19 protein-coding genes and 1 pseudogene are annotated in these 22788 nt (G+C 70.9%); 12 read left to right on the top strand and 8 right to left on the bottom strand.

The features are described 5' to 3' along the window. Positions 1 to 187: 187 nt before the first annotated feature. The gene (locus OG246_RS17945) at positions 188 to 3823 is read left to right on the top strand and encodes a S8 family serine peptidase (RefSeq protein WP_266463006.1); all 3636 of its coding nucleotides are present in this window, start codon (positions 188 to 190) and stop codon (positions 3821 to 3823) included. Positions 3824 to 3938: 115 nt separating this feature from the next. On the opposite strand, the gene OG246_RS17950 is transcribed toward OG246_RS17945, so the two are convergent. From OG246_RS17950 to OG246_RS17960, 3 genes are all read right to left on the bottom strand, one after another. Next, entirely contained in the window at positions 3939 to 5489 is a 1551-nt protein-coding gene (locus OG246_RS17950) for a carboxyl transferase domain-containing protein (RefSeq protein ID WP_266463008.1), read from the bottom strand. After that, the gene (locus tag OG246_RS17955; protein ID WP_266463011.1) at positions 5486 to 6976 is read right to left on the bottom strand and encodes an acyl-CoA synthetase; all 1491 of its coding nucleotides are present in this window, start codon (positions 6974 to 6976) and stop codon (positions 5486 to 5488) included. Before OG246_RS17955 ends, OG246_RS17950 begins: the two co-directional genes overlap by 4 nt. Positions 6977 to 7091: 115 nt before the next feature. Then, positions 7092 to 8381, bottom strand: coding sequence for an SLC13 family permease (locus OG246_RS17960; RefSeq protein WP_266463014.1), 1290 nt, complete (start codon positions 8379 to 8381; stop codon positions 7092 to 7094). Between the two features lie 379 nt (positions 8382 to 8760). On the opposite strand from OG246_RS17960, the gene OG246_RS17965 reads away from it, so the two are divergent. From OG246_RS17965 to OG246_RS17975, 3 genes are read left to right on the top strand one after another with little or no spacing between them, the layout of a single operon-like run. Further along, the gene (locus OG246_RS17965) at positions 8761 to 9489 is read left to right on the top strand and encodes a FadR/GntR family transcriptional regulator (protein ID WP_266463017.1); all 729 of its coding nucleotides are present in this window, start codon (positions 8761 to 8763) and stop codon (positions 9487 to 9489) included. Continuing rightward, positions 9473 to 9667: a hypothetical protein gene (locus OG246_RS17970; RefSeq protein ID WP_266463019.1), complete on the top strand. Its 195-nt coding sequence runs from the start codon at positions 9473 to 9475 to the stop codon at positions 9665 to 9667. Before OG246_RS17965 ends, OG246_RS17970 begins: the two co-directional genes overlap by 17 nt. Positions 9668 to 9691: 24 nt before the next feature. Then, positions 9692 to 9895: a hypothetical protein gene (locus OG246_RS17975; protein ID WP_266463021.1), complete on the top strand. Its 204-nt coding sequence runs from the start codon at positions 9692 to 9694 to the stop codon at positions 9893 to 9895. A gap of 75 nt (positions 9896 to 9970) precedes the next feature. Here the strand turns inward: OG246_RS17975 and OG246_RS17980 are convergent, their stop codons facing one another. After that, positions 9971 to 11083: an ABC transporter substrate-binding protein gene (locus OG246_RS17980; protein WP_266463024.1), complete on the bottom strand. Its 1113-nt coding sequence runs from the start codon at positions 11081 to 11083 to the stop codon at positions 9971 to 9973. 222 nt (positions 11084 to 11305) lie between these two features. Between OG246_RS17980 and OG246_RS17985 the strand changes: the two are divergent. Continuing rightward, a pseudogene (locus tag OG246_RS17985) lies at positions 11306 to 11599 on the top strand (FadR/GntR family transcriptional regulator); the annotation flags it as partial. Between the two features lie 104 nt (positions 11600 to 11703). On the opposite strand, the gene OG246_RS17990 reads toward OG246_RS17985, so the two are convergent. Beyond that, positions 11704 to 12453 carry a metallophosphoesterase gene (locus tag OG246_RS17990; RefSeq protein ID WP_266463027.1) on the bottom strand — a complete coding sequence of 250 codons (750 nt, stop codon included), beginning with the start codon at positions 12451 to 12453 and terminating at the stop codon, positions 11704 to 11706. An 80-nt stretch (positions 12454 to 12533) separates the two neighbouring features. Here OG246_RS17990 and OG246_RS17995 point away from each other — a divergent pair, with 80 nt between their 5' ends. Next, complete coding sequence (locus OG246_RS17995; RefSeq protein ID WP_266463030.1) at positions 12534 to 13973, top strand: PLP-dependent aminotransferase family protein; 1440 nt, start codon at positions 12534 to 12536, stop codon at positions 13971 to 13973. On the opposite strand, the gene OG246_RS42790 is transcribed toward OG246_RS17995, so the two are convergent. Continuing rightward, complete coding sequence (locus tag OG246_RS42790) at positions 13930 to 14193, bottom strand: ATP-binding protein (protein ID WP_323178301.1); 264 nt, start codon at positions 14191 to 14193, stop codon at positions 13930 to 13932. The genes OG246_RS17995 and OG246_RS42790 overlap by 44 nt on opposite strands. Positions 14194 to 14504: 311 nt before the next feature. Between OG246_RS42790 and OG246_RS18005 the strand changes: the two genes are divergently transcribed. Both OG246_RS18005 and OG246_RS18010 read left to right on the top strand, forming a co-directional pair. Continuing rightward, positions 14505 to 15062 (top strand): GntR family transcriptional regulator, encoded by a 558-nt coding sequence (locus OG246_RS18005; protein ID WP_266463033.1) that lies wholly within the window; start codon positions 14505 to 14507, stop codon positions 15060 to 15062. Then, the gene (locus OG246_RS18010) at positions 15043 to 15822 is read left to right on the top strand and encodes a GntR family transcriptional regulator (RefSeq protein ID WP_266463036.1); all 780 of its coding nucleotides are present in this window, start codon (positions 15043 to 15045) and stop codon (positions 15820 to 15822) included. Before OG246_RS18005 ends, OG246_RS18010 begins: the two co-directional genes overlap by 20 nt. A 55-nt stretch (positions 15823 to 15877) precedes the next feature. Here the strand turns inward: OG246_RS18010 and OG246_RS18015 are convergent, their stop codons facing one another. Together OG246_RS18015 and OG246_RS18020 are read right to left on the bottom strand one after the other, a co-directional pair. Next, on the bottom strand, positions 15878 to 16681 hold the full coding sequence (locus tag OG246_RS18015; RefSeq protein WP_266463037.1) for a phosphatidate cytidylyltransferase: 804 nt from the start codon (positions 16679 to 16681) through the stop codon (positions 15878 to 15880). Further along, positions 16678 to 18456, bottom strand: a complete 1779-nt coding sequence (locus tag OG246_RS18020) for an aminotransferase class I/II-fold pyridoxal phosphate-dependent enzyme (RefSeq protein ID WP_266463042.1) — start codon at positions 18454 to 18456, stop codon at positions 16678 to 16680. Before OG246_RS18020 ends, OG246_RS18015 begins: the two co-directional genes overlap by 4 nt. A 153-nt stretch (positions 18457 to 18609) precedes the next feature. Between OG246_RS18020 and OG246_RS18025 the strand changes: the two genes are divergently transcribed. The 4 genes from OG246_RS18025 (at position 18610) to OG246_RS18040 (ending at position 22709) form a co-directional block, all read left to right on the top strand. Further along, positions 18610 to 20127: an oxidoreductase gene (locus OG246_RS18025; protein WP_266463044.1), complete on the top strand. Its 1518-nt coding sequence runs from the start codon at positions 18610 to 18612 to the stop codon at positions 20125 to 20127. A gap of 132 nt (positions 20128 to 20259) precedes the next feature. Next, positions 20260 to 20868, top strand: a complete 609-nt coding sequence (locus OG246_RS18030; protein WP_266463046.1) for a transcriptional regulator — start codon at positions 20260 to 20262, stop codon at positions 20866 to 20868. Continuing rightward, entirely contained in the window at positions 20865 to 21485 is a 621-nt protein-coding gene (locus OG246_RS18035) for a toxin-antitoxin system, toxin component (protein WP_266463047.1), read from the top strand. The genes OG246_RS18030 and OG246_RS18035 overlap by 4 nt, the downstream gene beginning before the upstream one ends. A gap of 6 nt (positions 21486 to 21491) precedes the next feature. Then, positions 21492 to 22709, top strand: coding sequence for an MAB_1171c family putative transporter (locus tag OG246_RS18040; protein ID WP_266463049.1), 1218 nt, complete (start codon positions 21492 to 21494; stop codon positions 22707 to 22709). Positions 22710 to 22788 lie beyond the last annotated feature (79 nt).

Here is a 22788-nt window from a genome sequence, read left to right on the forward strand (position 1 = left end):
ATTGTTACGGACGGTACTTGGGGCTGTCCCGGTTTCCGCAGCTCGTACCCGTCTGTTCGCACCCGTCTGTTCTGGCGGGAAGCCGCCAGGGCGCCTTCCCGCCAGGTCCCGTCAACTCATCCGCAACACAAGCCCCCCGACACTCTTCGCAGCACACAGGGCATGCCGCCGACGAGAAAGGGCGAAGATGACCAGAGGACCAGCGAGACGCGGGGCGGCGCTGTTGTCGGCCGGGCTCGTGATCGCCTTGCTGCCCACCGGGCAGGCGGCGGCCGCACCGGACACCGGGACTTCGACCGCCACCGGGACGTCGACTGCCACTGGGGCCGCGAGCGCCGCCCGCACCGTAACCCTCGTCACCGGCGACCAGGTGACCGTCACCGACCTGGGCGGCGGGAAGAAGACGGTCACCGTCGAGCGCCCCAAGGGTGCCACCGGCGCCGTGCGCACCCAGGTGGCGAACGGCACCGTCACCGTCGTACCGGACGAGGCGCTGCCGTATCTGCGGGCGGGCACCCTCGACCGGCGGCTGTTCGACGTGAGCGAGCTGATACGGCAGGGGCTCACCGACCAGAAGACGGACGAGCTGCCGCTGATCGTCACGTACGAGAAGAAGGCGCGTGCGGTGACTCCGCGCGGGGCCGAGCGCACGCGTGCCCTGCCGAGCATCGACGGCGCCGCCGTCGACGCGGACAAGGGGCGCACCTTCTGGCAGGCACTCACCGCCCAGGACGGCATCGACAAGGTCTGGCTCGACGGGCGCGTCACGGCCGACATGGCCGAGAGCAACGCGCAGATCGGCACGGCGGCGGCGTGGGAGGCCGGGCTCACCGGCAAGGGGGTCACGGTCGCCGTCCTCGACACGGGCGTCGACGTCGGACATCCCGACCTCGCCGGACGGGTCTCGGCGACAAAGAGCTTTATCGAGGGTCAGGAAGTCGCCGACCGCAACGGCCATGGCACGCACGTCACTTCGACCGTGGGCGGGAGCGGCGCCGCTTCGGACGGGCTGGAGAAGGGCGTCGCGCCCGGGGCCACGCTCGCCGTCGGCAAGGTCCTCAGCGACCAGGGGTCCGGGAGCGAGTCGCAGATCATCGCCGGTATGGAGTGGGCCGCGCGTGACGTACACGCCAAGGTGATCTCCATGAGCCTCGGCTCGACCGAGGCCGGCGACGGCACCGACCCCATGGCCGAAGCAGTCAACACCCTCTCCCGGGAGACCGGCGCACTCTTCGTCATCGCCGCCGGGAATACCGGCGCCCCGTCCTCCATCGGCTCACCCGGCGCCGCCGACTCCGCGCTGACCATCGGCGCGGTCGACTCCGCCGACGAGGCCGCCTACTTCACCAGCGCGGGCCCGCGCTACGGCGACAACGCCCTCAAGCCCGACCTCTCCGCGCCGGGCGTCGACATCCTCGCCGCACGCTCCCAACTCGTGGGCGGCGAAGGCTATTACGAGAGCATGAGCGGTACGTCGATGGCGACGCCGCATGTCGCGGGGGTGGCCGCCCTGCTTGCCGAGAAGCACCCGGACTGGACCGGCGCGCAACTCAAGGACGCGCTGATGTCCACGTCGAAGCAACTCGACGCCTCCGCCTACGTGTTGGGTTCTGGGCGCGTGAGCGTGCCGGACGCGATCGGCACCTCGGTCACCGCCACCGGCAGCGCGGACCTCGGCTTCTACGGCTGGCCGTACGAAGCGAACGAACCCGTCACCAAGACGGTGACGTACACCAACTCCTCCGACACGGCAGTGGACTTGACCCTCGCCGTGCAGGGCGCGCCCGACGGTGTCGCGACCCTCGCCGACTCCACGCTCACCGTGCCCGCGCACGGAACCGCGGCCACCACGGTGACCGGCGACGGCACGAAGGCGGCCGTCGGCAACACGTCCGGGCAGATCGTCGCCTCCGTGGCCGGCACTCCCGTCGCGCACACCGCGTTCGGGCTGGTCAAGGAGGAGGAGCGGTACACGCTCACCGTGCACGTCAAGGACCGTGACGGAGCCGCGACGGCCGCCGGTCTCGTGGTCCAGCAGCTCACGGAGGGCGTCGACCCGTTCTGGGCGCCGGTCGACGACTCCGGCACCCTGGAACTCCGGCTGAAGCCGGGGGCGTACAGCCTGGACACCTTCCTCGACGTGCGCGGCGGCAACGGCGCGGACTCACTCGGGCTCGGCTTCCTCACGGCACCCGAGGTCACGCTCGACCAGGACCGTGAAGTCACCCTCGACGGAAGGCAGTTGAAGGAGATCGAGGCGAAGGTCGACCGGCGGACCGAGACCCGGCAGCTCCTTATGGAGTACAGCCGGAAGGCGGGCGGGGCCGACCTGTTCGAGGCCGTCCAGGTTCCGGTGAAGTACGACAGCATCTTCGCCGCGCCCACCACGAAGGTCACCGAGGGCACCTTCGAGTACCGGACCGTGTGGCGGCTCGGCAAGCCGCTCCTCGAGGTCAAGGGTGTTGCTGGGGCGGTCGTCCAGCCGGGCACCACGCTGATCGAGGGGCGCAGCAAGCTGCCGCTCGTGGATGTCGGGGAGGGCCCCTTCACCGGGGTCAAGGGCAAGGCCGTTCTCGCACGGCTCGGCGACGGCGTCGAACCCGCCGCCCTCGCCCAGGCGGCCCAGGACGCGGGCGCCAAGGCGCTGTTCGTGACCGACGACACGGCCGGACGGCTCAACGCCTGGTTCGGCACGGAGGACTACCTCGACCGGCCGCTGCAGATCGCCACGGTGAACGCGGCGGACGCGGCCAGGCTGCGGGCGTCCAAGAGCGTCGACATGACGGGGACGCGCAACACGCCCTACACGTACGACCTTTCGGAGGGGCACGCGGGCGCCATCCCTCGCGGGGATCTCACGTACGAGCCCGGCGACCGCGAACTCGCCGTTCTCGACACCGAGTTCCACGCCGCGAAGCCCGTGTCGGGCGGCGAGTTCCGCTACTCGATCACCGACACCTTCCCCATCGGAATCGGCTTCAAGGAGCGGATCGACTACCCGGCCGAGCGGACCGACTATGTCTCCACCGGCGCCGGACAGCTGTGGCACGAGTCCGTGGACCTCGGGGACAGCGCGCTGGAGGAGCGCAGCGGACTTGTCCGGTACCGCGGGGGCACCCACCCGGACCTCGACTGGTTCAAGCCCGTCTGGCATCCCTGGCTCGGCACCGGTCTCGGCTGGGGCCAGCAACGCGTCGGCAACCAGATGCAGTTCAACACACCCGGCTGGGGCGACTCCGGGCCCGACCACACCGGCTTCGGCGACGTGTGGAGTACGGACAACGGCATGACCCAGTTCACGGCGGTGTACCAGGACGGAACCCTCGTCGACCGGCGCATGAGCTCGGGCGCGTACGTCTGGGACGCGCCCGCCGACGAGCACACGTACAAGGTCGTCACGGACACGACGCTGGACGCGGACCGCTGGAAGCTGTCCACCAAGGGCCACTCCGAGTGGACCTTCAAGTCGGCGGCCACGCCCGAGGACCGCTGGACCTTCCTGCCACTCCTCAACCTCGGCTACGACATCGACACCAACCTCACGGGCGACGTGCGCGGCGGCAGCCGGGTACCGGTGGGGATCTACGCCGAGTACGTGAAGGGCGCGGCGGACACCGGGACCATTGCGGGCGGGAAGCTGGAGGTGTCGTACGACGACGGGAAGACGTGGCGGACGGTGAAACTCGGTGCCGGGAAGGCGTCCTGGAGCGGGACGCTGACGGTGCCGCGTGACGCCGAGTACATCTCGCTGCGGGCCTCCGCGAGTGACGACCGGGGTGGCTCGGTGAGCCAGGAGATCATCCGGGCGGTGGGGGTGCGGTAGGCCTCCGCGCGGTGAGGTGCGGGGAGCACCCGCGCGGTGGGGTGCGGTCAGCATCCCCCTTCGAGCAGGCGCCGCCTCCCCTTGGGAGGGGGGAGGCGGCGCCACCCAAATCCGGTCATTCCGTCGGGTTCTCCGTGATGCCCCGGACCACTCCCAGCTCCGCCAAGTCCTGTGGACGGATGCGGAGTTGGTCCGAGGTGGAGCGCACCTCGTCCGCGGGGCGCTTCAGGATCGCGGCCGCGAGCTCCGGCGCGATGACCGAGAAGTAACTGTCCGGCGTGGCCCAGGTGTTGCCGGGCGCGGCGAGCGCGAGGGCGCCGCCCGAGCCGCCCTCGCCGATCAACAGCGTGGTGACCGGTGTACGGGCGGTGGCCACGGCCGCGAACAGGTCCGCGATCGCCGACCCCGCGCCCTGACGCTCCGCGTCCGCGTCGTTCGCGGCACCCGGGGTGTCCACCAACGTCAGTACCGGGAAGCCGAGTCGGCCCGCGAGACGGATCAGGCGGGCGGCGGTGCGGTATCCGGCGGGGCGGGTCGCCGTCCCGCACTGCGCGGCGTACGCGATGGTCCGTCCGCCGGGCGTGAGACCGAATCCGCACAGCATGCCGGCGTCGGTTCCGCCGCAGCGGTCGCCGCTGATGGCGGCGCGGTGGGTGAAGTACGCGTCCAAGTAGGCGGCGGCGCGGGGGCGTTGGGGAGCGCGGGCGTGCTGGACGGCTTCCCAGCCGGTGGTGGGGAGGTCGGGTGAGCCGAGGGCGGGTGGGGGTGGTGCGGGCTTGGCGTCGGCGTCCCCGGGTAGGGGTGGTGCGGGCTTGGCGTCGGCCTTCCCGGGCAGGGGTGGTGCGGTCTCGGCTTCGGCGTCCCCGGACGGGGGAGGTGCGGTCTCGGCTTCGGCCTCCCCGGGCAGGGAAGGCGCGGTTTCGGCTTCGGCCTCCGTCGAGCGGCTGGAGCTGGGTCTCGGGCTGGGACCGGGGTTGGTGAGGAGTCTCAGCCACAGCGCCAGCGTCTCCCGTAGCTCCTCCGGCCGTACGACGGCGTCCACCGCGCCCGCCGCCACCTGCGCCTCCGCCGTGTACGCCGCCGGGTCCGCGTCGGGCGGGCGGACCCGGGAGCCCGCGAACCCGACCTGGGCGCCCGGCAGCGCGAGGGTCACGTCGGCGCCCGCGCCCAGCGTGGCCCAGCCGCCGCCCGTCGTCGGGTCCCGCAGGACGGCGATCTGTGCGAGCCCCGCTGCCCGGGTGAGCGCCGACTGGCGGGCCACGCGCTGGAGTTGGGTGAGCGCGAGCATGCCCTCCTGCATCCGGCTGCCGCCGGTGGCGACGAGCGGGACGACGGGGAGACGGTGTTCGCGCGCGTAGGTGTACGCCGACTCCAGGCGGTCGCCGGTGCGTTCGCCGAGTGAGCCGCCCAGGAAGCCGAACTCGAAGGCGATCAGTACGGCGGGGGTACCGCCGATGACGGCACGGCCGCAGACGACGGACTCCTCCTCGCCGGTGCGGGCGGCGGCGCGGGCGCGCGAGTTGTCGTAACCCTGCCAGGACAGTGGACCGTCGGGCTTGAAGTTCCTTATGGGGACGGGCAGTTCACTGAACCCGTCGTCGTCCGTGACGAGGTCGATGACCTCGCGGGCCGTGAGGCGCTCAGTCCGCTCAGTCCGCTCAGTCATTCCGCATCCTTGCGCAGAGCCCGCTTGAGGATCTTGCCCATGTCGTTGCGGGGCAGGGACTCCAGGAAGTGGACAACGCGCGGACGCTTGTGCGGGGCGAGGCGCCGGGCCACGTGGTCGGAGAGCTCGGAGCCGAGGGCGGGGTCGGGGGCGCCTTCCGGTACCACCCAGGCCACGATCCGCTCGCCCAGGTCCTCGTCGGGTTCGCCGGTGACGGCGGCCTCGCGCACGGCGGGGTGTTCGAGGAGCGCGTTCTCGATCTCGCCCGCGCCGATCTTGTAGCCGCCGCTCTTGATCAGGTCGGTGGCCTTGCGGCCGACGATGCGTACGTATCCGTCGGCGTCCAGGACCGCCATGTCGCCGGTGCGGAACCAGCCGTCCTCGGTGAACGCGGCGGCGGTGGCGTCGGGCCGGTTCAGATACTCGGTGAAGAGGTTCGGCCCGCGGACCTGGATCTCACCGACGCTCTCCCCGTCGCAGAAGCCGGTGGGGGCGCCGTCCGTGTCGTACGCGGCGATCGTCGACCCGTCCTCCTCCACGAGCCGCAGGCCGACCCCGGGCAGCGGCACGCCGACGGTGCCGGGCCGGGGCTCACCGTCCACCCGGACACTCGTGTTCATCAGCGTCTCCGTCATGCCGTACCGCTCGATGACCCTGCGCCCGGTCGCGGCCGTGATCCGCTCGTGGTCGTGCACGGGCAGCGCGGCGGAACCGGACACCAGGAGCCGCGCCCGGCCGAGCGCCTTGCCCAACTCCATGTCCTGGTCCAGGACTTCGGCGAGCCGGTGGTACATCGTCGGCACCCCGAACAGCATCGTCGCGCCGTCGTTCAGCTCCCGCGCCACGCCCTCCGCGCTGAACCGCCCCAGATGCCGAACGGCCCCACCGCGCCGCAGCGGCCCAAGGATGCCCAGGATCAGCCCGTGCACATGGAACAGCGGCAGCCCGTGCACGAGAACGTCCTCACCCGTCCACTGCCAGGCGTCGGCCAGCGCGTCGAGGGTCGCGGCGATCGCGCGGCGCGGGATGACGGCGCCCTTGGGCGGTCCTGTGGTGCCGGAGGTGTAGACGACGAGGGCGGCGGCGTCCTCCTCCGGGGCTTCCCGTACGGCCGTACCGCCACCTCTGGGGCGCACTTCGACGTCGATACGCTCCAACTCGCGCAGGGAGCCGGGCAGTTCGACCCCCGCCTCGGCCAGCACCACCGACGGCCGACTGTCGGACAGGATGTGCCCCAGCTCGCTCTCTCCCGACTTCGGATTGAGCGGCACGGCCGGCACCCCGGCGAGCAGTGCGGCCACGACCCCGACAGCGGTCTCAAGGGTCGGCGTCGCCCACACGGCGACACGTCCCGCGTCTCCGATCCGTTCGGCCAGCGGTGCGCTCGCGGCCGCGAGTTCGCCGTAGGTCAGTGAGCGCTCGCCGAAGCGCAGGGCGGGCCGAGCGGCGCAGTCGCCCGACACCAGGGCCGGGAAGAGAGGGGACACGCGTCGTACTCCTTGTCGTCGTTGCCGTACCGCGGTGGCCATACCGCGGTTGCTGCACCGTGGTTGCCGAGTCGCGGCTGCCGTACGGCTTTCGCCGCACCGCCTCGCGCGGTTGTCACCCCCAGCCGGGCACCACCAGCACGAGCCAGACCACGGCGGGGACCACAGCCACCACGATCCCCCCATACATCATCAACTGCCGGAAGAAACGCTCCCGGTCGACCCCGGGTGCCGCTGCCAGCACCAGTGCGCCGTTCGTGGAGAACGGGCTCACGTCCACCACCGTCGCCGACACCGCGAGGGCCGCCACCATGCCGATCGCTCCGATCTCGCCCTGCGCCAGGAACGGCACCGCAAGCGGGATCAGCGCCCCCATGATGCCGACGGACGAGGCGAACGCGGAGATCACCGCGCCGATGTAACACAGGAGCACGGAGGCAAGCAGCGGGATGCCGATGTCGCTGACGCCGTCGCCGGCCCATTTGATCGTGCCCATCTCGTCCAGCACGGCGACATACGTGAGCACGCCGCAGATGAGGAGCACCGTCGGCCAGGCGATCTGGCCCACGGCGTTGCGGCTGTCCTCCGGCCAGCAGGCGCTGAGCACGACGGCGAGGCTGATCGAGGTGAGTCCGGCGTCCAGGTCGAAGGCGAGGACGGCGACGACGAGGGCGACGAGAGCGGCGAGCGTGGCGATACGGGCGGGGGTGAGACGGGTGTCCTCCTCTGCCTTCTTCTCCTCGTCGTCGGGGACTTCGTCCGCGCCCTTGCCTCCGGCGGCTTCCGTTCCGGCGTCGGCGCCCCTCAGTTTCAGCCCGCCGAGGACGACGAAGAGGATGCCCGCGATGACGAGGTTGACGATGAGCGAGGCGAGGAAGAGGGCGATCTCGTTGCCCGGGAGATTCTCGCGCTCGACGATGCCGTTGACGATCGATCCGTAGATGCTGATCGGGGAGAAGCCGCCACCCTGGGCGCCGTGCACGACCATCGCCCCCATCAGCAGCGGACTGATCCCGTAACGGGTGGCGAAACTCAGCGCGATCGGCGCGACGATGGCCACGGCGGCCGGACTGACCGCGCCGATCGCGGTGAGTGCCCCGGTGAGGACGAACATCACCCAGGGAATCAGCGCGACCCGTCCGCGTACGACCCGGATCGAGGCGTGCACCAGCCAGTCGGTGGTGCCGTTGGCGCGAGCGATCGCGAAGAGATACGTCACCCCGACGAGCACGACGAAGAGGTCGCCGGGGAAGCCGGCGAAGATCGTGTCGGTGTCGAAGTCCGCGACCAGTTCACCCACGCCGAACGCGGCGGCGAAGGCGAGAGCGCCCATGTTGATGGATCGGGTTGTGGCGATCACGAACACGGCGACGAGCACGATGATCGAAATCAGTTCGGCGGACATGCGGGCTCCCGTCCCTGGGTCCCTCGTTGATTGGCTCGGCCGATGATTGGTCAAGTGGCTGCACCACTCATTGACCTGGTGGCTGCGCCACTCATTGACCCAGTGGCTGCACCGCCGATTGACCAAGTGGCTGGTCCACATTGGGTGTTGACCGGATGGAGCGTCAAGGAGTCTGACGCGAATTGGCTCAGCCACTTGTCCACAGTCCACTTGTCCACAGGGCCATCGGACCGGTCACCACCCGGTGTTACGCTGCGGCCGCGGGGGACACACGACAGGTAACGACAGTTAGTCGGGCAAGCCGGGCGACGCAACGGACAAGCCGAGCAAGCGAAGTGAGCCGGGCGAGCCGCACAAGACAGGCGATGGGGGAACGGGGATGACCGACGCACTGCGCCCGATGGCGGCCAGGCCACGCATGTACGAGCAGGTCCTCGAACGGCTCCGCAGCTACGTCGCCGAGGGGGGCCTGAGCGCGGGCGACAGCCTCCCGCCCGAACGCGACCTGGCCGCCCGCCTGGGCGTCAGCCGAGCCTCGGTGAAGCAGGCCATCGTGGTCCTGGAGGTCCAGGGACTGGTGGAGGTCCGGCACGGCGGCGGCACATACCTGGTGCGCGACAGCCTCGACATCGAACCCGTCGAGCGGCTCGTCGAACGACGTCGCCGCCTGCCCGACGTACTCGAGGCCCGCGAAGCACTGGAGACCAAGCTCGCCGAACTGGCCGCCGAGCGCCGCACGGACGAGGACCTGGCCGCCCTGCGCTTCTCACTCGCCCGGATGGCGGGCGAGATCGAGGAGGGCAACCACGGCGTGGAGGGCGACCGGCTGTTCCACGCGGCGGTCACCGCGGCGGCGCACAGCAGCATCCTCGCCGAGTTCATGCGCTCGATCGCCGACCAGATCACCGAGAGCCGCAACGAGTCCCTCCGCCAGCCCGGCCGCCCCAGCCGCTCCCTCGCCCAGCACCGGGCCATCCTCGACGCGATCGCGGCCAAGCGCCCGGGACAGGCGGCCGCCGCGATGCGCCGGCATGTGCGGACGGTGGCGAAGGTGCGGTTGCTGGACTGGGATCCGGAGGAGGAGGGCGAGGGTGACGAGCCGGGGTGACGCTCGGGTGGGCCCGGCGGCCGCGGGCTCCGCCCCCGTCAACGCCGCCCACCTTCGCTGCCGTCGGCCACCCGGCATCATGGACGCCATGGACCCGCCGATCACCGACTGGATCACCATCGCGGCCTACGAGAATCTGCCGGGCCGCCTCCACCCGATGGCGGCCACCCGCGCTTGACTGCGCGACCGCGGCATTGACTGGATGCCCTTCGAACCGGACGAGATCCAGTGGGGTTTGGCCTGTGGCATCGGCCCTGACGGCCACTGGCACGGTTGGTTCGACATCCGTATCGACGCCGGCGCGCTGCGACGCCTCGGTCTCCATCCCGACCAGCCCACGGCCAAGGTCACGGGCACATCTCCACCTGGCTGGTGGCATGCCGCCGCGGAACGCAAGCCGCACTAGGGCGGAACGCAAGCCGCACTAGGGGTGAGAGCCTCAAGTGCCGGACAGATCCGGGCAGTCGGACTCCGTACTCACTCACTTGGCGTGGAGGATCCGAAAGCGATCGGGTTCGGCCGGGTCGCGGTCGACGACCTGGACCGGTGCCCAAGCCCATTGCCAGACGCCGATGCCCGGCGGGCGGGAGAACCGGATCGGCCCGCGGGTGCCCTCGACCGCCACGCGCGGCCATGACTCGGCGATGGCCGCCCGGTCCGCGCCGTGGGAGCGCAGCACCGCGGCGAGGACGGCGACGGTGTCCCAGCCCTCGAAGGCGACGAAGGAGGGCGCTTCGCCGAGCTGCTCGCGGAGCTCCTTCCCGACGCGTTCGCCGAGCGGACCGAGGTGCTCGGGCAGGTAGCGGAGGAACGGGATCCCGGCGCCGTCCTCGCCCAGCAGCGCCGCCCATTCGGCGAACTCCGGCTGCCCGGCCGGAGCACCGATCATGGTCTCCGCGAGCCGCCGGTCGCCCCGGACGGCCCTGACGATCGGCACCGCCGGCTCCGGATGGCCGACCAGTAGGAGCAACGCCGTCGCGCCGTGGTCGACGAGCGCGTCGCACAGGGCCTCGGGGGTGAGCGCGTTCGTGTCGAGTTCGACGACGGTGCCGCCGCGGGGAGCGAGGTGGTCGCGCAGGACGCGGGTGCCGGTCGCCCAGTAGACGCTCGGCTGCGTCGCCACGGCGATTCGACTGTGGCCCGCGCCGAGGAGGAAGTCCGCGTAGATCCGCCAGCCGTGGGACTGGGCCGGGGCCAGGCGCGCGACCCACTCCGTCGGCTCCTCGGTGAGTGCGTCGAGCACCGCGGACGAGCAGAGGAACGGCACGCCGAGGGCGTCCGCCCGGGCGGCGGCGGCGCGAGCGACGACGCTGTGATATTCGCCCGCCACGGCGGCCACGCCCAGGCCGGCCAGTTCGTCCACGGCCGCCGCGGCCCGCTCCGGGCTGGCCGCGGTGTCCCGGACCAGCAGCTCAAGTGGTCTGCCGTCGATCCCGCCGGCGTCGTTGACCTCGCGAACGGCCAGGTCGAGTCCTGCGAGCAGGTGTCGGCCCGCCGCGACCCAGCCGGGCCGGGTCAGCGGGACGAGGGCGCCCAGGCGGACGGGCGACCCGTCTGCGTACTCCGGTCCGGACGGCGATACTGGCGTGTTCATCGGGTGGCGTCTCCCCTGGGAGCGTGCGGTTGCGGTCTGCCCGGATCGCGTGCCGACCCGGGCCGGCGGTTCGCGTTCGTCACGTCTCGCCGCGGCGGGCGTGCCCGGGTGGATCATGCCGGCCATTGGATCCACCACCATCGCCGGTGGACAACCGATTATTCGTTGACTGAACTGCCAGGCTTCATCGTCAACTGCCTGCGGACGCGGAGGAGGAGGCCCGGAGTGGAGGGCGACCGGCTGTTCCACGCGGCGGTCACCGCGGCGGCGCACAGCAGCATCCTCGCCGAGTTCATGCGCTCCATCGCCGACCAGATCACCGAGAGCCGCAACGAGTCCCTCCGCCAGCCCGGCCGCCCGAGCCGCTCCCTCGCCCAGCACCGGGCCATCCTCGACGCGATCGCGGCCCAGCGCCCGGGACAGGCGGCCGCGGCGATGCGCCGGCATGTGCGGACGGTGGCGAAGGTGCGGTTGCTGGACTGGGATCCGGAGGAGGAGGGGGACGAGTCGGGGTGAGGCTCGGGTGAGATGGGGCCTGCTCGTCGGCGGCCTGGTCTGGAAGGGCGTACCCCGGGACTTGTACCCGGAGTCGGCCGCGCGATCCGCCCGCTCTGAACCATCTACACGGTGACGCTCCTGTAATGGGTGGTCAGTCTCCCGCCCGCGTCCAACACATGGAACGCGAGCCCGGGCGGGAGGTCCAGGTGGACGTGATCCTGCGCGTGTGCACGGCGTTCCCACGGGAGGCGGCTGGTGGAGACGACGCCGGGAGCCACCAGAAGCGGCAGTCCGGCGAACGTGGTGGCCGCCGGGGTGTGCGCGTGACCGGCCAGGAACGCCGTGAGGCGGGAGCGGCGTGTGCTCAGCTCGGCGAGGCGCTGCTCGTCGAACATCCGGATGCCGTCGACGTACGGCATGTTGAGCGTGACCGGCGGGTGGTGGAAGGCCACCAGGACCGGGGTCGTGGCCTTCGCCAGTACGTCGTCCAGCCACGTCAGTGTCTCGTCGTCCAGGTGGCCGTGGTCCTTGCCCGGGACCGACGAGTCGCACAGGGCGAGGGTGAGACCGGGCCCATGGTGGACCTGGTTGACCGGGCCCGGGGCGGCAGGGAGGCCGAGCAAGTGCTCGCGGAACGCGGTTCGTTCGTCGTGGTTCCCGGGACAGACCAGGACCGGGTGCCGGGAGGTGAGAAGCCGGCGGGCCTCCTCGTACTCGGACGGCAGGCCGTGGTCGGCGATGTCGCCCGTGACGAGGACGGCGTCCAGGTCGTAGGGGAGGCCTTCGAGGTACGTCATGACGGCGCGGGTGCGTTCGATGCTGCGCCGCCCGCTGTCGATGTGGGGGTCGCTGAGGTGGGCGATGACGATCACGGGGGGTCCCTTCGCGGTTCGCTCGTTCGTCCGTGGCACGAACCTAGGCGCCTCCCGGACCACGAATAAGATCCAGTCCCATGCCTGGAAACTGGTCCAGTTCACGGCTCGACCTCCATCTGGATCTCGACGCCGAGGGTGGTCACCGCGCCCGTCTGGAGACGGCGCTGCGTGACGCGATCCGCGCCGGCCGGCTGACCGCCGGGACGCCGCTGCCCTCGACGCGGGGGCTCGCCCAAGAGCTGGGCCTGTCACGTGGGACGGTCACCGCCGCCTACGACCAACTGGCCGAGCAGGGGTACTTGACCACTCGGCCGGGAGCAGCGACCAGGGTCGCCGACGTACCGCCCCTCCATCCGGCTCAGGTACCGGCCGACACCCCTACACGTCCTCCGGCGCACGACCTGCGCCCCGGCCGCCCCGACACCAGCGCCTTCCCCGCCCGCGCCTGGCTCGCCGCCACGCGCCGCGTCCTCGACCGCGCTCGCCCCGACGTGTTCGGCCCCGGCGACCCCCAGGGCCGTATCGAACTGCGTACCGCGCTCGCCGACTACCTGGGCCGCACCCGCGGCGTGCTCACCACCCCGGACCGGATCGTGATCACGTCCGGTTACTACCAGGCGGTCCAGTTGCTCTGCCGGGTCCTGCTGGCCCAGGACCGGAAGGTCGCCGCGATCGAGGACCCCGGCCACGACTTCTACCGGGACACCGTCCGCCGCGCGGGCCTCACCACGTACGCGCTGCCGGTGGACGCGTACGGCGCGGACACCGGGGCCCTGACCGCACGCACCGACGCGGTCTTCCTCACTCCCTCGCACCACTACCCGACCGGCGTACCGCTGCGCCCCGGCCGCCGCCAAGCCGTCTGCGCCTGGGCGCGCTCAACGGGCGGGCTGATCGTCGAGGACGACTACGACGGCGAATTCCGCTACGACCGCCGCCCCGTCGGCGCGCTCCAGAGCCTGGCGCCCGACCAGGTCGCGTACTGCGGTACGACCTCCAAGACGCTCGGCCCCGCCCTCCGCCTGGCCTGGACGGTCCTGCCACCGGATCTGGTCGCACCGGTCGTCAGGGCGAAGCAGGAAGCCGACCTGTACACGGAGACGCTGGGTCAGCTGGTCCTGGCCGACTTCATCGCCACGCATGCGTACGACCGCAACATCCGCGCAGCCCGGCTGCGTTACCGCAGACGCCGGGAGTTGCTGATCGACAGGCTGTCCGTGTTCCCCGGCCTCACGGTCCATGGTGTCCCGGCGGGCCTTCACGCCCTGGTCACCCTGCCGCCCGAAGGGTCCACGGAGGCTGGCCTTCTGACCGCGTGCGCCGACCGGGGCGTGGCGGTGCGCGGTCTCACCGAACTCCACCACGAACTCGAAGGCGACCGCCCCGAGGGCCTGTTGATCGGCTTCGCGGCCCCTTCCGAACGGGCCTACCCGGCGGCCCTCGACGCTCTGTCCGGGGTCTTGGCCGGGCCACTTACTCGCCCGGGTGCTCTCCGTCCAGGGATGCCGCGACTTTGAAGACGGCCCAAACGGTTTTGCCCAGGCTGTGGTCCGTGACGCCGAACTCGTCGGCCAACTCCCGGACCAGGTAGAGCCCTCGGCCGTCGCAACCCTCTGTGTCGGGCTCACGGACCTCCGGGCACCCGTCGCCGCTGTCCAGGACCTCGACCTTGAGTAGGTCGCCGTCCAGGGACAGTTGGAGTAAGTACTGCCGGCCGGGTGGCACTCCATGGAGCACCGCGTTGGTGGCGAGTTCCGAGACGCACAGTCTTATGTCCTCATGCCGGCTGGTGATCCCCTTACTTCGTAAGGGTGGAGAGGGCGAACTCGCGGGCTGCGCGTACTGAGGTGCGCGACCGGGGGAACCGTCGCTGCCGAAGCAGGGACACGGTGAACCACCACCTTGATCCTGAGTTGTGCGATCCTCAGTAAAGTATTGCTATTCGCGAAAAGCGGCAAGGTTGGGGATGGGTGGTTCTTGGCGCCAACTCGCTTACTGTGTAAAGCGGCAAGGTTGGGTCGGCGCGCAGACGCGAGAGGGGAGACGCCATGAGTCCCGGCGAGTGGATCAGTACCTCGATGCCTTATCTGACTCCGCGTGAGCACGGGCAGTCGGACGCCTGGAGTTCGGAACTTGAAGCGCGGGGGCAGCGGGGGAGCCAGCGCGTCGTGTACGCGGGGGAGGTGTCGGCGCCTCCCGGAATCGGCGAGTTGTTGGGCCTGTCCGAGGCGGACACAGTCGTCGTGCGTCGGCGCGTCATCTACCTCGCCGATGAACCGTGCGAGTTGACGGACACGTACTACCCGCGCGACATCGCCCGAGGCACCCGGCTCGCGTCGACGGCCAAGATCCGCGGTGGGGCGGTCACCCTGCTCGCCGAGCTGGGGCATGCGGGAGCTCGGGTGCAGGAGGATGTCGTGGCCCGTATGCCGACCGAGGACGAGCGAGGTGTGCTGAGGACGGCGGACGATGAACCCGTCCTGCAGTTGACCCGGGTCACCCTCGATCAAGACGACCGGCCGATCCAAGTCGACCGCATGGCCATGCCCGCCCACCGTCAGCAACTTCGGTACGAGATCAGGATCGGTGACCGTGCCCAGAGCTGAGGGCGACGACTTCGACCGCCGCTCGCTGCATGAGCGGATCGCGGCCGATCTGCGCGACGAGATCATGGGCGGAGATCTGGCGCCGGGGGCCAAGCTGCCATCCACCGTGCAGCTCAAGGGCCGTTTCGACGCGTCGAACGCCACGGTGCAGAAGGCGCTCCAACTCCTGAAGGAAGAGCGGCTGGTTGTTGGGCGCGCGGGTGCCGCCGTCACCGTGCGGGAGCACCGCCAGCGGACGGTCCGGCCGGCCGTCTACATGGCTCCTGCTGAGCCGGGCGAGCCCTATCCCTGGCTCAAGGAGTCATCCAAGGGTGGGGCGAGGGCCCGCAGCGAGCTGCTTGACGTGGCGGAGGTGACACCTTCTGCGGACGTAGCCGAGGCGCTGGGCCTTCCGTCGGGCGGATCGGCGCTGCTGCGTGGCCAGCTGCTGCTGATCGACGACGAACCGGTGGAACTGGTCAAGTCCTACTACCCGTTGGAGATCGCCCGGGGCACTGCGATGACCAAGCGCCGCAGGATCAAGGGCGGGACGCCCGCGTTCCTTGCGGACCTCGGGTACCCGCCGAGACTGAGCGTGGACAGGGTCTCGGCCCGCGTACCCACGCAGGAGCAGTACGAGATGCTTCAACTCCCCAGCAACCTACCGGTGTTGCGCACGCTTCGCGTCGTACATAGTGACGGTGACCGGCCCATCGAAGCGTCGGTCCTGGTCAAGGCGGGGCATCTGTACGAGCTGCGGTACGAGTTCACCGCCGGGTGAACTCGTGTCGGACTTCTGATGGAACGAGCCTTCCTCGATCCGGCGCGAACCAGGATCAGCTCAGCACCAACAACACCGCCAACGCGATCAGCAGCGAGTCGATCCGGTCCAGCAGCCCGCCCGAGCCCGGTAGCCAGCCCCCGGCGTCCTTGGTCCCCGCGCCGCGCTTGATCATCGATTCGAGCAGGTCGCCGGCCGGGCCGCCGACCGCCACCGCGACCGCCATCTGCCAGGTCGCTACGGAGAGCAGCGCGAGCGTGCCGAGGCCGGCCGCAGCGCCCGCGACGGTTCCGCTCCACCGCTTGGCAGGAGAGAGCGGCGACAGCGGCGGGCCGCCCAGTTTCCGGCCGGCGAAGTACGCCGCGATGTCGGCGATCGAGACGGCCACGAACAGGGCGAGTCCGGTCGCCCCCAGCGGTACCAGCGCGGCGGGCAGACCGAGCCAGGCAAGCCCCAGCAGTCCGGCGCCGAGTCGGCGCAGACCGTGTTCGGAGTCGCCGGACAGCAGCGGCACGGCGGCCACCGCGAGCGCCCCGACCGCGATCACCCGGGGCACCTGCCCGGGTGCCAGCCAGGCGGCCCCCACCACGGCGACCACCGCCGTGGCCAGCATCGCCCGGTCCGGCCACCGCAGCCCCAGCATCCCGCCGTACTCCAGCACCCCGATGACCCCGACCGCGGCGGCGATGACGGCGGTGCCCGGCCTGCCCAGCCAGAACGCCCCGACGACCAACGGCATCCCGAGCGCCCAGGCACACCACCGCACCATCAGCTCACGCCGACGGGAGGCCGCCGCGGCGACTCCCCCCAGTACCAGCGCCCCGCCGAGGTAGGGCGCCAGCGCGGCAACGCTGGTCACCGGGCGGTCATGCCGGTGGGCACACGCGGCGACACCGGCCCGGGCGCGGCCCCGCCGGACCGCAGCGCATCGAGGGCGGTGCGGTACGCGGCCACGATGCGCGCGTTCTCCGCGCTGTCCTTGACGGCGATGCGCAGGGTGCGTCCTTCGTACGCCGTCGACATCGGTGACAGGTCGCGCAGGTAGACGTCGCTGCGGCGGCATTCCTGTACGAGCCGGGCGGCGCTCGGTCCGTCGGGCGGCAGCGTCACGGTGAGGAAGTTGGACACCGCCTCTTCGATGGAGGCGGAGCCGTCCACCGCGGCGAGGTCGACGGCCAGTAGATGGCGCAGCGTGTGGGTCTGCGCCCAGCGGCCGGCGTAGTACGACGGATCGCGCAGCGCCGCCACCGCCGCCAGCTGCGCGGGCAGGCTGACCGCCCAGGGCGGGGTCCACCGGCGGAGCTGTTCGGTGACGGCCGGCTCGGCCACCAGGTACGCGGCCCGTACGCCGGACAGCGCGTACATCTTGGACAGTGAGCTGCAGACCACCACCCGGGGATCGACGGCGGCGAGGTCGGCCAGCGACTCGGACAGGCCGACGTAACCCATGTAGGCCTCGTCGATCCACCACCGCATCGTTTCCGGTGAGTCGGCGATCGCCGCGCGCAGTTCCGCGGCCGGCAGGTGGCGACCGGTCGGGTTGTTGGGGTTGACCACGACCGCGAGGTCGTAGCGGCCGGACAGGGTGACAGCGGCCAGCCGCGCCGGGTCGATCCGCCAGCCGTCCTCGCGGCGCAGCGGCAGCCGGTCCACGTGGCACCCGATCACCTCCTGGGTGACATGGGCGTACTCGCCGTAGCTCGGGTCGAGCAGAAGTACGCGGCTCTCCGGCGTCAGCCACCGTCCGAAGGCCCGGAAGATCAGGTCGGAGGAACCGGCGCCGACGGACAGCGCCTCCACCGGAAGCGCCCGTGCCGTGGCGATCTCGGCCAACAGGCCCTCCGCGCCGGTCGGCGGCGACGTCCGGGCCGTCCAGGCCGGGTCCTCCGCGAGTACCGCCGCGACCTCGGGGGCCGGCGGGAACCAGGCGTCCAGCACATCGGCCGCGACCACCTCGCGGCGCCGGTGCAGGCTGCGGAAGTCCGTACCGATGGCGGCGAACGAAGCCCCGCCGTGCTCGCAGCCGTCCGCCCGCGGAAGGAACGGCATGTCCAACTGCCAGTCGAGACCGGCCCGCAGCCGCTTCACCGCGCCGGCGTACCGACTCATCGCCGTCCTCATCAGCTCGATGACGGCGCCGGTGAGCACCTCGAACGACAGCGCGCCGCTGTACACGGCATGACCGGTCGGCCGCAGTCCGACGGCCTGGTACATGTCGAGCAGTTCGGTGCGGCCCATCACCACCACCCGGCGGCCGCCCCGGGAGGCGATCCAGCGCAGCGCGGCGAACATCAGCAGCGGAGCCGCCCTGGTCGACCGCCAGCGCGGCTCGACCGTGAGGATGCGCACCTCGAACAGGGCGTCCTCGGTCAGCAACGGCAGTTCCTCGCGCGTCAGATACCGCTCGATCCCGTACCGGCCCGCCCACGGCGGCGTAATACTGACGAAGCCCAGCCTGTCCGCACCGCGCGCCACGACCAGGTACACGTTGTCGCCGTCCAGCCCGTCACGCAGCCGTCCTGTGGGATCGGGCGCGTGCTGCCCCAACTCCTTCGCGTACACCCGGTGGCGAAGCTCGTGGATCCAGTCGAGATCGTCAGCGACCGCACGGCGCAACTGCAGGGCATGAGCCACAGAACACCACCTGTTTGGCTTGGAGTTGGGCTCTCAGTGTGGGTTCGAGGGAGCGGGTGCACCTGAGCGATCGGACCCGGGGCGGTGTGAGTACGGGTACTCAGTTGCGGTACGAGTTCACCGCCGCGCGGACCTGATCGTTACTGTGCCCATGTGCTGCCTGACTTCGAGTTGACGCCGCCGGAGCGCCGGATATGGGACGCCTTTCCCGAGGGGCGGCGGGTGGATCTGCGTACGGGCGAGCCGGAAGGGGATGATCCGGCGCGGGGCGGCGAGTGGGGGCCGGAACGTACCGTGCGGGCGGCTGTGCTAGTGGCGTTGCTGCTGGGCGGTGACGCCGCGCCGTCCGGTGCCGTCGCCTCCCTGCGTCTCGCCGGGGCGCGGATCACCGGGCGGCTCGACCTGGACGGGGCCGAGGTCGGCCATGCGCTCTCGCTCGAGCACTGTCGGCTGGAGGAGGCGGTGAGCCTCTTCGGGGCGTCCACGCGGACGATCCGGATCAGGGACAGCTGGGTTCCTGACGTGGAGGCAGGGCTGGCTCGTATCCAGGGAAATTTCGACCTGAAGCGATCGGTGCTGGAAGGGGGACGCCTGTCGCTCATCAACGCCCATCTGGCCGGGGAACTGAGGCTGACCGCGGCGCGGATATCCACCCCCGGGGAATGGGCCGTGTTCGCGGGCGGTCTGGTCATGGAAGGCGGTGTCTTCTGCAAGAACCTCAGCACGCGGGGCGGTGTACGGCTGTTGGGCGCGCAGTTGCCCGGTGGTCTGTTCATGCAGGGGGCGCGGCTCAGCAGCCCTCACGGTGTGGCGCTGGCCGCGGACAGCGTGACCGCGACGACGCTGGATCTGTCGGAGGGGTTCACCGCGGAGGGGGCCGTGCGGCTGCGGGGCGCCCGGATCTCGGACAATCTCAGCTTCGAAGGAGCGATCCTGAAGGGGGCACGCGACGGTGACGGCCCGTCCGTCGTCTGTCTTCAGACGCAGGCCACCGACTTCGACTTCACCGTCGCCGAAACACCCTCCGGGGCCGTCGACCTGCGGGGCGCCCAGGTCTCGTTCCTCCACGAGAACGAGCACAGCTGGCCGGGTGCCGTGGAACTGGACGGTTTTGTCTACGGCTCCATCAAGACGGTCGTGGCGGGGCAGCGGCCGGACGCCGTCGGCCGGCGGGAGACCGTGGCCCGGCATGTGGACTGGGTGCGCCGAAGTCCCGTCTACAGCCCCCAGCCGTACGAGCAACTCGCGAGCTGTTACCGGAAGGTCGGCCACGACGACGACGCCCGCCGGGTGCTCCTGGCGAAGCAGCGCCATCGACGCCGTTTGCTGCGCCCGGCCGCACGGGCGTGGGGGTACGTGCTGGACGCCACCGTCGGATACGGATACCGGCCGTGGCTGGCCGGTGTCTGGCTCCTCGCGCTGATCCTGCTCGGCACGCTGGTCTTCGACGCCAATGATCCGACCGCGGTCAAGCAAGGCGAGGGAGCCCCTTTCCAGCCCCTCGTCTACACGCTCGACCTGCTGATTCCCATCGGCGGTCTCGGTCAGCGGGCCAACTGGTACTGGACGGACGGTGGCCCGCAGTGGCTGGCGTACGGGCTGATCGCCGCCGGCTGGATGCTCACCACGGCTGTGCTCGCGGGCGTGACCCGGACCCTGAACAAGGGCTAGCGCCACGCGAGTCGGCAACGATCGTTCCCAACCCAGGAACGATCGTTCGAAAATCATGGCGCGGACCGACCCGGGCACGTAGTCTCGGCAGAACCGTGACAATTTGATGGGTCAACTTCCGGGAGCCCCTTGGTGAGTGAGTCCCCGCCTCTTGCCGAGACACTCGCGCGCCTGGACACGCGCATCGCCGAGAAGTGCCTGGACCGAGGTGAAGTGCTCGACGTACGTGCGCTGTCGGGCCGTACGGCGATCTCCGAGGGAGAGATCCAGGCCCTGCTCGACGGCGAGGTGCCGCGCGACGGCCGGGTGGACGAGCGGATCCGGGGACGGGTGCGGGCCTTGTACGAGGCGTATCTCGGGGAGAGCGGGAAGCGGCCCGCCGATGTGTGCCGGGAGGTCGCGGGCCGGCTCGGGATCAGTGAGAAGTGGGCGCGCTCGCTCCTCAACGGCGACAAGATGCCGAACGTTCCGGACCTCACCCTGCTCGCGGAGTTCTTCCGTATCGACCAGGGCACGAAGTTCTTCACCGACTCCGCCTCCGTAGCCTTGAACGGGGCGCTTCAGCGCATCCTGCGGGAGCTCGAAGGCGCCACGGAGGACGGGCCGTTGCTCAAGTTCACGACCAAGCACGGAGTCGTCACGTTCGCGCTGCGCGGCAAACGGCTGGCGCCCCGCAAGCAGGAGGCCCTCGCGGTCATGCTGGACGGTCTGCTGAGCGGCGAGGAGGCGGAGCTGCGATGAGGCTCCCCCGTACGATGCGCAGGCTCGTGACCGCTCTGCGGCCGGCCGGGGCCGACTCCGAGATGCGCGCTCTCGCCGTGGAGCTCAGCCGCGCGCTGCGCAAGAGGATCGACACCCCGGTCGACGTACGGGAGTTGGCCCGCGCCCTGTGCGAGGAGATCAGCGGGCGCCGCGACGGCCGTCCCGTACAACTGCGCTTCGAGCGCTTCCCCGACGAGTTCGAGGTCACCGGGCTGTGGATGGAGTTCCATGACTTCGACCTCGTCGTCATCGAGGAGCGTGCCGAAACGGTGCAGCAACTCGTCATCCTCGGCCATGAGTTGTGGCACATGCGGCAGGGGCACCGCAGCCATCGCCTCGACACCCACGTCGACGGGGCGGCCGCCGCGGCACGCGCCCTCGCGGACGGCACCGGCTGGCAGGAGATCGCCCTCACCCTGGCTGCCCGCAACGGATCCCACGCCACCGCCGAGGCCGAGGCCGAGGACTTCGGACTGCACCTCGCGAGCGTCTTCCGCTCGTGGGTCACCGGCCCCCGTACGGACCGGCGGGGGCCCGCCGATCCGGTCGGCCGGGCCATCCAGGCGTCGCTGGGCTACCGCGACCCCCGGGACTGACGGGCGATGGACACCTCCCGCTTCCCCCTCGGGCCCCACATCGCCTTCTGGCTGCCGACCGCCGTCCTCACCGCCGCCCTGGCCATCAAGCTGCCCGGCATCCTCAAACTCTGGAAGGACCCGCTCCTCAGAGCCGTCGGCGGTCTCCTCGCCCTCGCCTGCGCCATCTTCGTCTTCGCGGCGCCGCCGACCATCGCCTGGACCAACCGTGTCACCGGCGTACGGAACATCTCGGCGCCCCTGGTCTACAGCCTCATCACCGCGTTCTCCGGGGCCTGCCTGCTGCTGCTCATCGCCTGGCGCAACGGCGTCTCCGACCGCTCGGACACGACGCGCCGCGCCACACGCTGGGTGGTCACCGCCTACTCGGGCGTGATCGTCGCGCTGTGGGTGCTCTTCGCGCTCGCCGACGTCGAGGTCGAGCGGCTGCGGGACCTCGACACGTACTACGCCACCACGCCCTTCATGCGCGAAGAGATCGTGCTCTATCTGCTCGCGCACACCGTGGCCTGCCTGATCACGGCCACCCTGATCCGGAACTGGATCCGCACCGGCGACCTCGATGTGTGGCTGAGCGGCGGTCTCAGGCTCCTGGGCGCCGGCTACGCGACGAACCTGCTCTTCGCCGCCGCGAAACTCTCGGCGGTCGTCGCCCGGTGGACCGGGCACGACCTGGACTGGCTGAGCACCCACCTGGCACCGCCCGTCGTCTGCGTGTCCGCCATCCTGATCGCGGCGGGCTTCGTCTTCCCGTACGCCGGCCAGTACCTGCACCGCCGCTGGCAGACCCGGATCGCCCACTGGCGGCTGCGGCCCCTGTACGTGCTGATGCGGACCGGCACGGGCGGCCGTGTCCCCTTCCGGCTCCGGGCCACCCCCGAACTGCGCCTGACGCGCCGCGAGACGTTCATCCGCGACGCGCTGCTCCACCTCGCCCGGTACATCGACGAGGACCTTGGCCGACGGGCGTACGACGCGGCGGTCGGCCTCGGACGGGACGCCGAGCGGGCGAAACCGCTCGCCGGTGTCGTGACGATCCAGGCTGCCATCGAGTCCAGGCGACGATCCCAGGAGCGCGACACCGGTTCTCCTCCCCACAGCCCCGACATGGAAGACCTGCTGGAGGGGATCGAGGCCGTGTCCCGGGCTCTCCGCCACACCGACGACATCAGGGCGGTCCGCGAGCGCGCGACCGCCGCAGCAGAGAGCGTGCCAGCCACATGAGTGCCACTCCCCTGAGCGAACGACCGCCCATAGCAAGGCCCTTGAGATCCGCCGTCGTCCTCGGCGGCAGCCTCGCCGG

The sequence above is a fragment of the Streptomyces sp. NBC_00620 genome (assembly GCF_026341825.1).
Taxonomy (GTDB): domain Bacteria; phylum Actinomycetota; class Actinomycetes; order Streptomycetales; family Streptomycetaceae; genus Streptomyces.